This window comes from Pantoea sp. FN0307 (assembly GCF_050113815.1).
GTDB classification, from domain to species: Bacteria; Pseudomonadota; Gammaproteobacteria; order Enterobacterales; family Enterobacteriaceae; genus Mixta; species Mixta alhagi.
In genome coordinates this window covers 353,440-367,958 of the sequence record NZ_JBNJSO010000004.1, presented here as the reverse complement: position 1 = coordinate 367,958, position 14,519 = coordinate 353,440, and the positions used below count along the sequence as shown (strand labels likewise).

The following is a 14,519-nucleotide window of genomic DNA, read 5'->3' as shown; positions in this document are numbered from 1 at the left end:
TCTCTTAAAAATAATATTTAAATCCGCAATAAACGCCCACCATTTTGCCAAACAGGCCAAACTCACTATTGCTGCTTCCCTGCGTGCTATAGACGCCGCTGTAAAAATCGATATTTTCTTGCGCCAGCGGCTGATTAAAATGCAACCCCAGCATTATGCTTTTATCTAAAAGATTAACGATGCTGTATGCGCGCAGGTTGGCGCTATCGGCGGTGATTAGCGTGGCATAGCTGTTCAGATAATGCTTTCCCTGTAGATTGCCTTTATTGGCAATGTTATCTATTTCCGCTGCCATTAAATATTTATACGCATCATGAGCGCGATCGATATGAGCAAAACCCGTACGCTGATTCAGGTAGCGAATGAAGTTTATCTGGTTGCGCCACTGCTGGCGGGAATAGCCTTCGCTCTGGAAATAATACTCCACACCAAAATGGCTGAAGCTCTGCGTGGTGTATTGCCCTGACAATGCCAGTTCTATGCCGCTCTGACGGCCACGCTGAAAAAGCGCAGAGGGAAAGAGATAATTTTGTACCTGTGCCGCGCGCTGCTCAACAAAATGACGCCACTGTTGATTACCATGCCAGGCCAGTTCAGCGTTAAACATCCACTGCGGCGCAGGATGAAAGCTGTCCGCCACGGCCAGCGTTCTGCTTTCGCCAGCGCGCAAACTCACCGAAAGCGTATGATCAGGTCGCCGGTAATCGCTGTAAGAGAGCAGATAGCGCGCGCTGGCGTTGGAGCGCTCAAGTGCAGGCCAGTCGCCGGAAGATTCATAGCGTCGCCTAATCTGCGTTAGCTGCGGCACAACCGTTAACGACCAGGCATAATGAAGTGCATCTGCGGATAACTGAATGCCCCAAAAGGATTCGGCGTAGATCGCCTGCAGAACGGGATCGTAAATTCTGCCTGGTTTAAAACCTGAATAGTAAGTATGCAGCAAATCTGCCGGCGACTTTAAATAAAACCGTCCCGGTTTCGCGCTGAATTTACCCAGCGTAAAAAGCAGCGTTTCTGACGGTTGATAAGCGAAACTCAGCCGGTGCAACATTAACCGCGTGTGATTTTTCTCTGTTTCAAAAGCGCCGGGCGTTTGCCACGGGTAATAAGCCATCCCCACCAGCGATAAATCCGCACTAAGCATGTTCGCCTTAAGCTCGCAGCGGTTATCGTATCTGATGGCTATATCACTGACGCTACTGTTATCCCGGTAAGAATTTTTCTGATCTATTTGCCAACGAGCCGTTTCCCTGTGCCGCCACGCCTGCTGGGCATAAAGCTGAATATCCGCCTCTGGCAGGCACTCCGCTAAAAGGCGTAGCGGGAAAAATAGCAGCAGCAACCTGATAACCCGCGCCATCAGTTGCCACTCCGCTGAATATACTCTTTGGTGAAGTGAGAAAGAGGAAGCGATTCCAGCCGAATATCGCTGTACTCCATTACGGAATATCTCTTGCCGTGGCGCAAATCTTCCACCACGATCCTGGTCGGCCTTGCTTTACCTAACACCGGCAGATAGTTCTGATAAAGAACCTGCTTAACCAGCTTATCATCCAGTGAATAGTAGGCTGCTTTCCAGGGCCGGTAATCACCACCTTTTTCCACCCAGTAAATGATCTTCGGCCAGGTCGCGGCGGGAGACTTTCGCTTTAGCGCCAGCCGGTAGCAATGGGTTTCTCCACAGGGTGCCTCCCCCAACAGTTCGGCATGATAGGCATACTCAAAGTTCGTCACGATGACATCGCCATTGGAGATTTGCCCCAGCAGCCTCTGCTGAGGCAAAATGGGGATCGGCCGCCGCAGCTCCGGCGTATAAAACCACAGTTCATACCAGTCCGACAGCATCATCTTTCCCCTGTCGCGCGGTGGCCAGACAAAGCGCACCAGAGAGCGCGCATCCGCCTGCCCGCCCTTTTCCGGCTTAATAAAGCGCATCGAGATATCCAGGATCTGTTTGCTGACAGGCTGCTGCTGCCCCGATTGATATTCCTGTATGGTTACCCTGTAGCGAAAAGGCTTGTTGGGCGAGCGCACTTCATCCGCCAGCCGAATGATTTCCAGCGCCTGCGGCGAGGCCGCGGCTGCTGCGCTGGCAAAAAACAGAACCAAGGCTTTCCCTGCCCTTTTCATCGTTCTTCCTTTAGCTGAATTTAAACGCGTCCGCGATATTTAAACGGGATGCCCGGAGCGAGGGCAAAATAGCGGCCAGCGCCGAGGTCAGCACCGGCAATAAAAACGTAACGGCCCACAGCTCAACGCTGTCCGTCTTGATAAACGCGGTGTAACCGTGGGTTTGCCCGGGCGAAGGCGGCATGGCAATGCCCTGCAGGTTAACGATCCCGGCCAGGGCAAAGCCCGCCAGAAGGCTGCCTGCGCCGCCCAGAACACCAATAACTATTCCTTCCAGCAAAAACAGGCGGATAATATGAGTGGGTTTAAGGCCAATGGCGCGTAAGGTGGTGATCTCACGGGTGCGCTCCACGATATTCATTGCCATCGCATTGCTAATCATAAAAATAACAATGACCGCCACCATTACCTGAATAAAGAGATAGATCCCGGAGAGCAAGCTTTCCACCTGTTGATAAAACAGCGATATCTCTTTCCAGCTACGAATGGTTAACGGCAGGTTTTTCTCATTGATAAATTGCTGAAGCTTCGCCCTGAACAGCGGAAGATCGGCATCATCTTTCAACAAAATTAAAACTTTACTGACGCCACGGGTATCCATCATGCGCTGAGCGGTAACCAGCGGAACCTTTATGGCTACATCATCGTAATCTTTGATGCCGGAGGAAAAAATGCCGCGCAGTTTTAATGAGATCGCTCCCTGCCCGCCGCGGCTATTCACCACCATTAAATCCAGCCAGTCCGCGTAATGCGCGTTAAGCGTGGTTGCCAGACCGTTGCCCAGCGTCATCTCCTCTTTTCTGACGCGCGATAAATCACTCCCGGATAGCATCTTCTCGAAAGCGCCCAGTTTAAGCGCCGGTACAGGCTCGATGCCCACTCCAGAAAAATAGCTTGAGGTTTCATTTTCATAATGTGAAATGATGCCGGTAAACTCCAGCTGCCCGGAAAGCGTGGCAATATACGCAGCCAGGTCGGGATGGCTTTCTATTTCTGCTTTCAGCGTTTGATAATCGTTAATAAGGCTCAGGTTTTTATTCGATGTCTGAAACCAGAGCGGATTATAAAGCTGGATATGGCCCACATTCATACGGACCGTTTGCTCTTTCAGGATCCAGAAAGCGTGATGAATAAAGCCGCCCCAGCTAAAAATGGCTACGCCGCCGATAACGATCGCCATCAGAGTGGAAAATGAACGCCGTTTATGCCTGAAAAGATTCAACAGCGCAAACAGGGCGATCTCTCTGCTGCACAAAAGACAGTAAACAACAAAACCGCTAATAAGCGCTGCGGCGATAAGGCTTCCGGTAGCGATCATCTATTTATCCCCGGCTAAAGGAAGAACGATCTGCGTGGCTTCGCTTATTTCCCATTCAGGCGCGGCATTCAGCGCTAACGAGAGAGATTTTAAATGCGGGCGTGCCTGCTTTAACCGGGCCAGCAAAGCCGCTGCCTGATTGATTTCTCCACAGCTGTGTAAGGCGCGATAGCGCATATATTTAACGTTATCCAGAATATCGCTTTCGAACGTTACGCTTGATTGCTGGATAAACTGCGTGTCGCTGAGAGCAATAACACAGCGGCCAGAGGCGGCGGGCAGAAAGGCGTCGATTCTGGCCCTTAAATAACGTACGCGCGGGTCGTTTTCATACAGCTCAGCGGCTTCGTCCAGATAAAAAAAGCCCGTTCTGGCATATTCCGCAGCCTTAATCACATCGTTTTCTACAGCCAGCTGCTCCGCCAGCTTTAGCATGCCGTAGGAGTAGAAAATTAATGAGGTAATATTTTTTTGCTGTTGATATTCCGTAAACAGCGCTTCCGTTAAAACCTGCAGCGATTCCCGACGCTCTGGAAACGAGTGCTGGATAATCCTTGCCACCATCGGTGGCGCAACGGCGCTTACGGCCTGCATCGTTAAGCTCGCCAGCAAAATAGCGCAGCGTAGCCAGCCGCTAACCCTCATCAATTTGCCCATCCCTGATTTCGATAATACGCCCGGCCCGCTCTTTCAGCTGCGCCGAGTGCGTTGAGATAATAAAAGTGGTGCCCGTTTCCTGATTGATTTTTGTTAGCAGATCTAAAATCGCCCCACCGGTGGTGGAATCGAGGTTGCCTGTGGGCTCATCCGCTACCACCAGCTTCGGCTGATGAGCCAGCGCCCTGGCAATGGCAACCCGTTGTTGCTGTCCTCCCGAAAGCTGTGCCGGTTTACGATGCGCCAGGTGAACCAGCCCAACGCTGTTGAGATAATCCAGGGCACGTTCTCTGGCCTCTTTTTTCCGATAGCGACCATTCAGCAGCAGCGGATAACAGACATTATCCAGCGCGGTCAGCACCGGCATCAGATTGAAAAACTGAAAAATAAAGCCCAACTGCTGGCTTCTGATAATGGAAAGCTGTTTTTCGTTTAGCGAATCAAGCATCTTGCCGAAAAATATCACCGTTCCGCTGGTTGGCCTATCGATACCAGATAATATGTTCAGCAGCGTGCTTTTCCCGCTGCCTGAAGGACCGCACAGCGCCACAAAATCGCCGTGCGCAATCTCCATATTTACCGCTTTCAACGCATCAACTTTACTTTCATTACGGCCATAGCTTTTATTCACCTCGCTTAACGATATCGCTGGCAATTCCCTGACATTACTGGTCATCCCTGCTCCCTTAAGGCTGATATCGGGTGTCGAAATAGTGATAGCTGCCCATTGCGCCAGGCATGACCGTGCGCATTTTTCCCGATCGGCAGCGGTGCCGCTCAAGGTAAAGCCAGCTCAGCGCTGGCGAAAGGCAGCCGCTGTCGCCATACTTTTCGCTCAGGCGAATAATTTCCGCTGCCGATGCGCCTGGTTTATTCGCACTACCCCGTTCAGGCAGGGTATAACTTAATCCGGCAATGGCCAGCCGTTCGATATCGGCGTCATCACATAATCTGTCCAGAGTTAAGAGGTTACTGTCGGGAAAGATATAGCTGCCGCACGCTACCTGAAAAGCGCTTTCCTGCTGACTGAAAATAAAACAGCCTGCACGCTCCACGGAAAAATTCATTTTTATATCAGGGTTTTCTCCCTGCGCCGTGTTTTCCGCCGTGGAAAAAACCAACGGCGGAATGGCGCGATATGCAGCACTAATCACGACAAAATCGAAGATATCCCAGCTAAGGTAATCCTGCGCCATTCTCAGCGCCTGCATAAAGGCGTGCTGTTCACCCCGCACTTTGCAGGTGAACTCTTTTACTGAAAATTTCTTCAACAAGTTTTTCGGCAGGCTATCAAGCATGGTCACATGCAGAGCGCTGGTTATATTTTCAAATAGCCCTGACTCGCCCCATGCATCAACACAGATAAAGGCGGTGCGCGACTTCCTTAAACGCATGCGTTCTTTAGCCGCTAGCTGTTGTAACGCCTGGTCGGCCGCCTGCTCTGTGGCTTCGATATAATCAATGCAGGCTGGCTTGCGGATCATCTCGCGGGCGTAGAGCGCTTTATCACAGCCAAACCGCTTAAAAAACCATCCCTGCGCGTTGGTGGCTTTTATTGCCCGGTTATAAAGGTGTGATTCCCAGACGTTTAACCAGCTCGGATGATAGCGATAAAAGCGATCGTCCGGCTCGATCACCGCAAATGAAGACAAATAGCAGTTACTCATTGCTGGCTTCCTGGCGCTCATCCGACGCCACTACCGCGATCAGCGCCCCATCCACGCTCACGCCTGTTTTTAACAGATGCTGCTGCCGGTGCTTTACCGCTTCTGCGCCAATAAGCAGATACGGCGCCAGCTCTTTGATAATGGCATCGTTCCTTCGTGCCGGGATCAGCTCCCGCCGGGTTAACGCATAGTAAGCAATGATTAAATCAACGATGCCGGAGCCAGTGGCGGTATAGCCCGTCTGTCCTTTATAGGCCAGTATGGGCACCGGAACGTCGTTCAATAACAGCGCGAGCGCCTGCGCCTCGGCTTTATCACTGGCTGCAGCGCCATTGCCATGGGGAATGATCGCGCACAGTTCGTTAAGCGCAACGCCTGCGTGAAGCAATGCTTTTTTCATCAGCCGGTGCAGACTGGCGGTCAGATAAGCCGCATCATGATTTCTGTTGGCACCGATCTGGTTATAAACCGAGCGTAACCGCACGCCAGCCGCCACCTGCCGGGCAACCCGATGACGACGACTCTCCAGCAGCATGACGCATAAACCTTCAGCAACCAGCACGCTTTGACTCTGTGCGCCAAAGGGCTGTACCACACCGCCATTCAGCATCTGCTGGTTCTCAAGGAACCAAAAATCCTGTGTTTTAATCTCTGAGCAGCTGATCACCAGCACCAGATCGATTTCTCCTTTTTCTATCGCCTGACAACCAATATGTACCGCCGCCAGTGAGGCGTTGCTGGCGCAGTTAAGATTAGGCGGCAGATATTTCAGACGGTATTTTTGCGCCAGCTGATACGCCAGCCCATCCTGCGACATATTGGCTATCTGTAGCTGTGCTACCGATGTTGTCAGCTTGATATCCTCGATATCGTTACAGTCATAGAAAGATTTATAGGCCTTCGCATCCACTCTTGGCCCCACGCCCGCCAGATAAACCCTGACCTTTTCTCCGCTCAGGCAGCGTTTATCCAGGCAAGCCTGTTCAACGGCGTCGTCAACCAGTCGCGACAGCCGTTCACACAGGCTTTCTGCGCCCGGCGGCAGACGCGCAAAATGCCTGTTGCTTTTGAATCCACCTTTTATCGCCTGCTCATCGGAAGCAAACCAGCCGCAGGTCTCCACCTGCTTCCCCTGTCGCAAATGGGCGATCAGTTGATGGCTGCTTCTGGCGAACGGCAAACAGAGACTGTGGCCGGCAATAATCGCTGCGTTATCCAGGCTGTGCTCCTTTGATGACTATTGCATAGTAATTTCCGGCTTCGTTGGCCCCCAGCAGCAGAGCATGCTGAAGCGGCATCGTCTGTGGTTCACGAACAAAATTAAGGCGCTCATCGCAGAACCGCTCGGTATGGGGAATCGCAGGAACCCGCTGCTGCCTGAAGCAGTCAATCAGCACCGCCAGATTCAGCAGACCGGCGCAGGAGGCTACAAAGCCAAAGAAAGCGTTATAGTTCACTATCGGTACCTGCGGCTTTTCCTGGCAGAAGGTCTGCCAGATCGCCTCTGTTTCTACCTGGGAATGTTGCTGGCTGCCGTTGCTGGTGCCGCAGACCAGATCGATATCGTTGGCCGTCAGCCCGGCATGCCGCAGCGCCCGGCCGATCGCCAGCATCATCGCCTGCGCTTTCTCGCTGAGCCGATCCGCCGCAAAATAGCTGTTGCTGCATGACTTGCCATAACCCACAATCTCCGCCAGAACGTCTGCGCCTCTCGCCCCGGCGGCCTCTGGCGCTTCCAGCAGCAGCATGCAGGCCCCCTCACCCGGAACAAACCCCTGCGGCGCGTTAGCATAAATCTGATAATCCTGCGCCTCTGCGGTCATATGCAGCTTTTGCGTAAGGGCATCCATATACAGCGCCATAGAGGGAAAGTGTTCATCCGCACCGCCAATAATCACCTGCGACTGCAGCTGCTGGCGAATGATTTCATAGCCATAGGTCAATGCGCCCAGCGCGGCGTTTTCACCAGTAGCCAGCGTAGTGGTATAGCCCTTGATGCCTTCCGAGATGCCACAAAAGGTGGCGATGGAATTCATTAACGAGCCGGGAAACTCAGAGGTGCGCACCTTACGCGGATCGGGCTGCAGGCTTTGCAGGTATTTCCAGGTTGTCTCCTGCGGACCACGCGACATGCCCATAATCAGGCCGGTCTCGTCACCCTCTTTTTTGATTTTACGCCTGGCGCTGGTTAATGCCGCTGCGAGCGCAATCAGCGCAAAGGTTCCGCCGCGCGTCGCCTTGCGCCGATCGTAACGGCGCAGATGTTTGCGTGCATCCAGCCCGGTAATCTGAAAGGTTTTAAAGTTCCGGGCATGCTCCGGCAAAAGCGGCGCGATCTCTGCGAGACTGCGCCCCAGCACGGTTTCGAACTGCCGGGTAGCGCGCAGGACATCAAGCAGCTCCCTGACTTCCGCCAGTGTATCCGGATGAAACACCACCGGCTGCAGCGCGACCGGCTTTTGGTATGACCAGATTGCTTCCAGCATTTCGTTGATGGTATGCCCCAGCGCGGTCACCGCGCCTATGCCTGAAATCGCCACGCGCTTCTCCTGATAGGCGCTGACGGGCACCGATGCGGGCTGCGTACTGATCACCAGGCTGCAATTATTGCCGCCAAAAGCATAGTTGTTTTTAACGAATATATTGACCGCTTTCTGGCGAAAGTGGTTGGCCACATAATCCAGATCGCAGTTAGCACGGGGTGAGCCGAAATTGAGCGTTGGCAAAATTTTCTGCGCGGGCAGCGTCACCAGGCAGGCGATTAACTCCACCACGCCCGCCGCGCCAATCGTATGACCAAAATAGGATTTGGTGGCGCTAACGGGCAGGCTGGCGCTCTGCGGGAACACTTTTTTCATCGCCAGCGTCTCAATGCGATCGTTAGCTTCGGTTCCGGTACCGTGAAGGTTGACATAATCAACCTGCTGCGGCGCAACAGCAGCATTATCCAGCGCTTTTATCATCACCCGTACGGCTCCGCTCGCACGCGGATCCGGGCCGGTTTCATGATACGCATCGCACGAGGTGGCGTATGAAAGGATTTCCCCATAGAGCGTTGCGCCACGGTCAACGGCATGCTGGTACTCTTCCAGCACCAGAGCGCCAGCGCCTTCGCCGATGGACATTCCCGGCGTGCCGGAAAAAGGGGTACAGGATTCTGTATGCATCACGTTAAGCGCATAAAACCCGGCGAAGGTAGGCAAATAGATTGGCTCGGTACCTGCGGCCAGCATGACCGGGCTTTTCCCATTCTGGATAGCGTCAAATGCCATGCCGATGGCATTCGGGCTGGCAGTGCAGGCCGTGGCTACCAGCTCAACGCCGCCCTTCAACCCCAGCAGGCTGGAAACGCTGGAGCAGCAGGCAGAGAAGCCGCCGGAGAAAATGGCTTTTGCCAGCGAAAAATCCTGCATGCGCCGCTCAAACAGCGGTAAAAAAGCCTCGGTGCCGGCCGATGAGACGCCAATAACTAACCCGGCTTCTTCAAGAGTGGCCCGCTGATTTATCAGCCCGGCCTGTGCCAGCGCATCCTTACCCACCTTATAGGCCCAGAGCGCAGCGTTATCGAGCGACTGGACAATCTCGTGCGGAAGCTCCGGAAAATCCTCGCAATAGAGAATTTCCGCAGCGCGGGCATGGTTAAACCACCGCGAGAAGCGCTGGCTGTCGGCCACCGCGCATTGTCTGTTAAATAATGCCTGACGAAAGTCAGCAATATTATCCGCCAGCGGTGACAAAATCCCCATACCGGTGATAACCACTCTTTTTCTGTTCTTCATCATCATCCCTGCTGCAACTATCTGCCCCTGGCGAAGCGTGAATGCCTCAGCATCCAGCCAACCTGCCTGCGTTAAAGTTTAATGCTGCTCTTTTGCCTGTTATTCGGCGTGGCGCGGTTTCGTGGCATCAATAAAACTGTGTTCCGTTGGGCTTACCCGCATACTGAGGTTGTAGAGGAAAGGCAGATTGTGCGTCATGGCTGCGATATCGCCGTGCGCGGTTTGCAGGATGAATCCCGGAATATCAGAGTAAGCCCAGGCTGCGTCGATCATCGCCAGGGCAATAAATGAGTGGCGGGCGGGCGAATAAACGCTTTTTATAATTTCACCCACCACTTTTTTATCAACCAGCACCTTATCATTCGTGCTAATTTCTGCGCCCGGAGCCAGCGGAATAATGCCGACAAGCTTACGCGTAACGCCATTGTGCGATATCGCTTCAACCGCCGATTTACCGATAAAATCCTCTTTACCGTATTCAATGGCCCATTGCAGCTGCAGCTCAACGGGATTACGTGAAGCGTCCAGCACATCCCAGCAGGGATTTTCAACCCTGACGATATGCTGATAATCCAGGCCGCCCGCTTTCAGCTGAAATTTCTCACCGGTTTCCAGCAGTTTCAACCACAGCTCCGCCAGCGCGGCCTGCTCGCCCACCATTAAATAGGCATATTCGCCATGTTTACCGCAGCGGAGAAGTATCAGTTCCTCTGAGGTCTGCATAAATTCATGATAAGGCAGCCCGACGACATCAAAACCATACCGTTCCGCCAGTATTTCCCAGGCATAAGGCCCTTCCAGCAGCATCGCGCCCCACCCGGCATCATCCAGCACGTGGATTTCCGGCGTCTCCTGGATATCCAGCTCCTCAGCTTTCCCTAACGCCTGCTGTAAACAGGCAACCACTTCCGTGGAGGTCATGTTCTCTGTTAACAGATAATAGCCCTCTTCCGCGCAAAGAATATAAACATCGCCACGCAAAAAACCGGCTTCATTGAGTATCAGCGAATAGAGTGCCTGCTCATCACGCAGGGTGGCGACATCGGCGGACACGCAGTAATTAACCAGTGCCCAGGCATCTTCGCCTGTTACGCTGACAATGGACATATGTGAGTAATCAACCAACAACGCATTTTCTCTCACGGCCTGATACTCAACGGCAGGCGCGTAATAAGAAGCAGGCAGCGTTTTATTATTGTATTGGCCCATTTTCGCCTGGTGAGCCAAATGCACATCATGAAGCACGTTCATCGTCTTTTCCCTGGTCGCTTTTTGTTATGGACGCTCGGCGGCTCTGTTCTTTTGAAGAATAAAAGAGGCAAGATTATTTATGGTGCGCATATAAGCAGGATCGTCGCCTTCGCTCACCTGAACATTGAAAACTTTATCCAGCAACACCAAAATTTCTGTGGCATCCACCGAATCAAGTTTCAGACCGTTGCCAAACAGCGCGGTGTCATCATCTATCTGTCCGGGTTCCCGCTGAATATTCAACCGCTGAATTAACTCTGTTTTAATGGTGAGCAGGATCGCTTTGCGCTCTGCTATATTCTCTCGCATCGTATCCATGATGAGACTCCCTGTTTTAATTATTTCACTTCGCGATAGTTAATTATGGTTCCTTTGCTGATCTCTTTTTTTCCAATATGAGCGCAAACGGAATAGTGCTTAAAGCCGTTATTATCTGAAAAGGCTAGCTGGCTGGTTACTTCAAGCGTATCCCCTGGATACGCGATACCTTTAAATTTAATATTCTGTGCGGCCAGCACGCCCTGCACCTGAGCACGGTGCGCCCGAACAACCTCAAGAAAGTCGTCATCTTCTATCTTGCTACAAATATCTCGCAACGATCGCAGACTAATACCGTAACGTTCCTGATATATCTCGCATATATCGGTCAAAAAAGAGAGATATTCGCTGGCCTGACCAAAAATTTCAGAAATAATCGCACCGGGCATAATGGGATTATCGGGAAAATGCCCTGGGATATAGGGTTCATTATAGGTGACATGCTTGATAACCTGAATAAAACCTTTTTCGCCATATTGATAGTTACTGATTCGGTCAACCATTAGCAACGGCTGCCGCCAGCTGCCCATTTCCAGAAAAATGTGCGGCGGAATAAATAGTTTATTCATAGATCACCGCATCACCAGACCGCCATCTATAACCAGCGTCTGCCCCACAATATAACTTGATGCGGAGGAACTTAAGTAGACAATCGCGTTGGCGACCTCTTCACAGCGCCCCAGACGTTTCAGCGGAATGGTATTAATTACCTCTCTGACAACCGTACGCGAGACTTTTTTAACCATTCTGGATTCAATCATACCTGGCGCTACCGCATTGACACGAACGCCTCTTGGTGCCATTTCAGCGGCCAGCGTGCGCGTAAAGCCAAGAATGCCGCTTTTTGACGCACTATAGTTAATCTGCCCAGGGCTGGGCACCAGCGCCGCGATCGAAGCGACGTTGATAATTACCGGTTTCTCAGAGGCCCTCAGCAGCATCAGCGCCTCTTTGGTCAGCCTGAAGAGGCTCAACAGGTTCGTCTCTATCACGCTAGTGAATGCTTCAAAACTCATAGCGGCAAACAGGCTGTCTTTAACTATACCCGCGTTATTCACCAGAACATCAATGTTGCCTGCCGTGTTCGCCAGCCAGAGACAGAGTTGTTTTACCGCTTCGGCATCGGCTAAATCACATTGTTGAATATGAAGCTGCTCACCCTGAGGATGACGCTTTTTTAATTCCGCCAGCTCATCGCCGTGCGAATTATACAGCGCATAGACCTGGCACTGTTGCTGTAGAAACTGGATACAGATAGCCAGCCCAATATCACCGCTGGCTCCCGTTACCAATACGCTCTTATTGCAAAGATCGTTATACCTATACATATCCACGCTCTGTCAGATTAATTATGTGTAACCACAGCAACAACGGCAATAGCATATGTTCTACAATGCGATATCGTTAAAGAGATTTGTGCGCGGCCTTTTTCATTGAATAGTGCTTTTGCTGAGCCATGCAGTATGATTTGTGGGCAACCGTATTGATTATGTTCGACCTCAATATCATGAAAACGGATCCCTTGACGAAAACCGATACCCAGCGCTTTTACCATTGACTCTTTTGCCGCCCAAAAACCAGCCGCCCTTTCATAGTCTGGGTTTTCTGCATTGATTTTATTTATTTCCGCCGGGGTAAAAACCCGTTGAAGAAAATCCATTTTCCATCCCGATATTGCTCTCCTGATTCTTTCTACTTCAACAATATCAGTGCCAACAAAAAGCCTAATTCCTGCGTGCATCATAGTTGATAAAATAAGTTAACATTTATTGTGAATTTATCGGTTTGCAGTTGCGCTGGGCTAAGCAGTGGAACAGAGAGCGATAGATCATAGCCCAGCGATTTAACGCTGCCTTTTAAACCTGTTGTCGCGCCCATTAATCTTTGGGTCTTATTCTGCTGTTGAAACGAATGAGACATTGCCGCTTCGCCATAATCGAGACCGCAATAATATTCAGCGCCGCTTAAACCGGTAAGAATATTAAGGGTGTTTTGCAGGTAAAATCCCTTATCACCGTAAAGTCCGGTGCTGTTTTCAAACCCTCTGACGCTCCAGCGATTACCAATAGAGAACTGATCCTGTAATACTAAAGCTTCGGGCGTATACTGCATCCCCACATTTAGCTCATAAAACCCCTGCAAAGCGCGATATTCCAACGGTTTCAGGTAATTAATATCCAGGCTGAGTAACTGACTCCTTGAGCTGACATCGCCCGCCGCCATATCGGGTGAGAGATCCCCCCCAGCCCCACGGGTAAAACGTTGATATGCCAGGGTGCTGTTCAGCATGGCGGCGGCATAATTCTGTTTATAGTTAATACCCAGGCGGCCGTTGCTCATATCACGTTTTTGCAGCGTCAGTGTGATATCGCCCAGTTGATAATCAGATTTTCTTCTTAAAACCTCCATAAATGCAGTAACTTTCTTATCTCTGTCACGATAGATCGTTCTGGAGGCTTTAACGCTGGCATAGTGATTCTTCCCGCTATAATCAGGATTCAGCGTATCAAGATCGATTTTCTGATGGGACGCGCTATAGCTGTAAAAAAATTCATACTCCCAGTAACCCAACGGAAAAGAATAATAGCTGCTAATACTGTTATATCCTCCTGATACGCTTCGGGTGCCTGAGAGATAAAAGATATCGTTCAGATGCGCCAGATTCCAGACATAGCCTGATACGCTGGCCAAATTTTTCCCGGTACTTTTATCACCCCAGTTATTAGCGGAGGCGCGGAAATTCCATTTTTGTTGGCGGTTGCTATAGATGATGACGCGACTGTATCCATCTCGCTCCCCTGGCTCGATGTTTATTTTCACTTCTGTCCCCGGCGTTCGCTGTAAATTCTCCAGTCCCTGCTCTATGTCCCTGATGTTAAGAATATCTTCTTCAGCAAAGGGCAAAATAACCCGGGCTACAGAGTGGTTTTCAACGCTTATGGTTTCAATTTTTCCTGGCAGAATATTTAGTGTCAATACGCCAGAGGATAAATCCTGCGGCGGAATATCAACGCGGGTAGTAATATAACCCGCATTGATAAACCCGTCCTGAATATTATGAGCCAGTTTAATTACGCCTCGCTTTCCCAGGCAGCGTCCTTCAATGTTTTTTTTGAGTTTCCCCGCCGCTGACTTTTCAAGAAAATCATTATTTATGATAATTTTCTTTATCCTGAAACAGAGAGTTTCATCAGGAAACTCGATTTTACCTGTTTTTTTATTCCCAACGGTTGAAAAGATATCTTTTTTTGTTATCCGGCTTTGCTGACGAACCGTATTATCATTATTTTTCTGCTCCTTAATCAACTGACTCACATTGTTCTGCGCTACAACAGGAAAATGACACAAACTGAAAAAAAACAGGGCTACAACTTTCTTGTTCATTAATCAACTCAATAC

The 14,519-nt window shown here is 50.8% G+C and carries 14 protein-coding genes; all 14 read right to left on the bottom strand.

All coding sequences use genetic code 11. The annotated features are described in order from the left end of the window. Positions 1 to 4: 4 nt before the first annotated feature. The 14 genes from ACQE3Z_RS14375 to ACQE3Z_RS14310 all read right to left on the bottom strand — a co-directional run bounded on the left by ACQE3Z_RS14375 (position 5) and on the right by ACQE3Z_RS14310 (position 14,504). Positions 5 to 1,144, bottom strand: coding sequence for a hypothetical protein (locus ACQE3Z_RS14375; protein WP_426974300.1), 1,140 nt, complete (start codon positions 1,142 to 1,144; stop codon positions 5 to 7). 215 nt (positions 1,145 to 1,359) lie between these two features. Beyond that, positions 1,360 to 2,130, bottom strand: a complete 771-nt coding sequence (locus ACQE3Z_RS14370) for an outer membrane lipoprotein-sorting protein (protein ID WP_426974299.1) — start codon at positions 2,128 to 2,130, stop codon at positions 1,360 to 1,362. A gap of 10 nt (positions 2,131 to 2,140) precedes the next feature. Continuing rightward, on the bottom strand, positions 2,141 to 3,448 hold the full coding sequence (locus tag ACQE3Z_RS14365; RefSeq protein ID WP_426974298.1) for an ABC transporter permease: 1,308 nt from the start codon (positions 3,446 to 3,448) through the stop codon (positions 2,141 to 2,143). Further along, entirely contained in the window at positions 3,449 to 4,096 is a 648-nt protein-coding gene (locus ACQE3Z_RS14360; RefSeq protein ID WP_426974296.1) for a hypothetical protein, read from the bottom strand. It abuts the gene before it with no gap. Next, positions 4,083 to 4,781: an ABC transporter ATP-binding protein gene (locus ACQE3Z_RS14355; protein WP_426974295.1), complete on the bottom strand. Its 699-nt coding sequence runs from the start codon at positions 4,779 to 4,781 to the stop codon at positions 4,083 to 4,085. The genes ACQE3Z_RS14360 and ACQE3Z_RS14355 overlap by 14 nt, the downstream gene beginning before the upstream one ends. Before the next feature lie 10 nt (positions 4,782 to 4,791). Continuing rightward, positions 4,792 to 5,772 carry an ATP-binding protein gene (locus ACQE3Z_RS14350; RefSeq protein WP_426974294.1) on the bottom strand — a complete coding sequence of 327 codons (981 nt, stop codon included), beginning with the start codon at positions 5,770 to 5,772 and terminating at the stop codon, positions 4,792 to 4,794. Continuing rightward, positions 5,765 to 6,991: a beta-ketoacyl synthase N-terminal-like domain-containing protein gene (locus tag ACQE3Z_RS14345; protein ID WP_426974378.1), complete on the bottom strand. Its 1,227-nt coding sequence runs from the start codon at positions 6,989 to 6,991 to the stop codon at positions 5,765 to 5,767. Before ACQE3Z_RS14345 ends, ACQE3Z_RS14350 begins: the two co-directional genes overlap by 8 nt. Beyond that, positions 6,984 to 9,554, bottom strand: a complete 2,571-nt coding sequence (locus ACQE3Z_RS14340) for a beta-ketoacyl synthase N-terminal-like domain-containing protein (protein ID WP_426974293.1) — start codon at positions 9,552 to 9,554, stop codon at positions 6,984 to 6,986. The genes ACQE3Z_RS14345 and ACQE3Z_RS14340 overlap by 8 nt, the downstream gene beginning before the upstream one ends. 96 nt (positions 9,555 to 9,650) lie before the next feature. Further along, on the bottom strand, positions 9,651 to 10,802 hold the full coding sequence (locus tag ACQE3Z_RS14335; RefSeq protein WP_426974292.1) for an aminomethyltransferase family protein: 1,152 nt from the start codon (positions 10,800 to 10,802) through the stop codon (positions 9,651 to 9,653). Positions 10,803 to 10,826: 24 nt separating this feature from the next. Beyond that, entirely contained in the window at positions 10,827 to 11,120 is a 294-nt protein-coding gene (locus tag ACQE3Z_RS14330) for an acyl carrier protein (protein ID WP_426974291.1), read from the bottom strand. 20 nt (positions 11,121 to 11,140) lie between these two features. Then, positions 11,141 to 11,689 carry a 3-hydroxyacyl-ACP dehydratase FabZ family protein gene (locus ACQE3Z_RS14325; protein ID WP_426974290.1) on the bottom strand — a complete coding sequence of 183 codons (549 nt, stop codon included), beginning with the start codon at positions 11,687 to 11,689 and terminating at the stop codon, positions 11,141 to 11,143. Positions 11,690 to 11,692: 3 nt separating this feature from the next. Beyond that, complete coding sequence (locus tag ACQE3Z_RS14320; RefSeq protein WP_426974289.1) at positions 11,693 to 12,448, bottom strand: SDR family oxidoreductase; 756 nt, start codon at positions 12,446 to 12,448, stop codon at positions 11,693 to 11,695. Between the two features lie 17 nt (positions 12,449 to 12,465). After that, positions 12,466 to 12,861, bottom strand: coding sequence for a holo-ACP synthase (gene acpS, locus ACQE3Z_RS14315; RefSeq protein WP_426974377.1), 396 nt, complete (start codon positions 12,859 to 12,861; stop codon positions 12,466 to 12,468). After that, a complete protein-coding gene (locus tag ACQE3Z_RS14310; protein ID WP_426974288.1) occupies positions 12,861 to 14,504 on the bottom strand; it encodes a ShlB/FhaC/HecB family hemolysin secretion/activation protein in 1,644 nt (547 codons plus the stop codon). The genes acpS and ACQE3Z_RS14310 overlap by 1 nt, the downstream gene beginning before the upstream one ends. Between the last annotated feature and the right edge of the window lie 15 nt (positions 14,505 to 14,519).

Coding starts and splice junctions, on each gene's coding strand:
- ACQE3Z_RS14330 (WP_426974291.1), bottom strand. CDS start 11,120: ATGGATACGATGCGAGAGAATATAGCAGAGCGCAAAGCGATCCTGCTC.
- acpS (WP_426974377.1), bottom strand. CDS start 12,861: ATGCACGCAGGAATTAGGCTTTTTGTTGGCACTGATATTGTTGAAGTA.
- ACQE3Z_RS14335 (WP_426974292.1), bottom strand. CDS start 10,802: ATGAACGTGCTTCATGATGTGCATTTGGCTCACCAGGCGAAAATGGGC.
- ACQE3Z_RS14310 (WP_426974288.1), bottom strand. CDS start 14,504: ATGAACAAGAAAGTTGTAGCCCTGTTTTTTTTCAGTTTGTGTCATTTT.
- ACQE3Z_RS14375 (WP_426974300.1), bottom strand. CDS start 1,144: ATGCTTAGTGCGGATTTATCGCTGGTGGGGATGGCTTATTACCCGTGG.
- ACQE3Z_RS14340 (WP_426974293.1), bottom strand. CDS start 9,554: ATGATGAAGAACAGAAAAAGAGTGGTTATCACCGGTATGGGGATTTTG.
- ACQE3Z_RS14325 (WP_426974290.1), bottom strand. CDS start 11,689: ATGAATAAACTATTTATTCCGCCGCACATTTTTCTGGAAATGGGCAGC.
- ACQE3Z_RS14370 (WP_426974299.1), bottom strand. CDS start 2,130: ATGAAAAGGGCAGGGAAAGCCTTGGTTCTGTTTTTTGCCAGCGCAGCA.
- ACQE3Z_RS14320 (WP_426974289.1), bottom strand. CDS start 12,448: ATGTATAGGTATAACGATCTTTGCAATAAGAGCGTATTGGTAACGGGA.
- ACQE3Z_RS14365 (WP_426974298.1), bottom strand. CDS start 3,448: ATGATCGCTACCGGAAGCCTTATCGCCGCAGCGCTTATTAGCGGTTTT.
- ACQE3Z_RS14350 (WP_426974294.1), bottom strand. CDS start 5,772: ATGAGTAACTGCTATTTGTCTTCATTTGCGGTGATCGAGCCGGACGAT.
- ACQE3Z_RS14355 (WP_426974295.1), bottom strand. CDS start 4,781: ATGACCAGTAATGTCAGGGAATTGCCAGCGATATCGTTAAGCGAGGTG.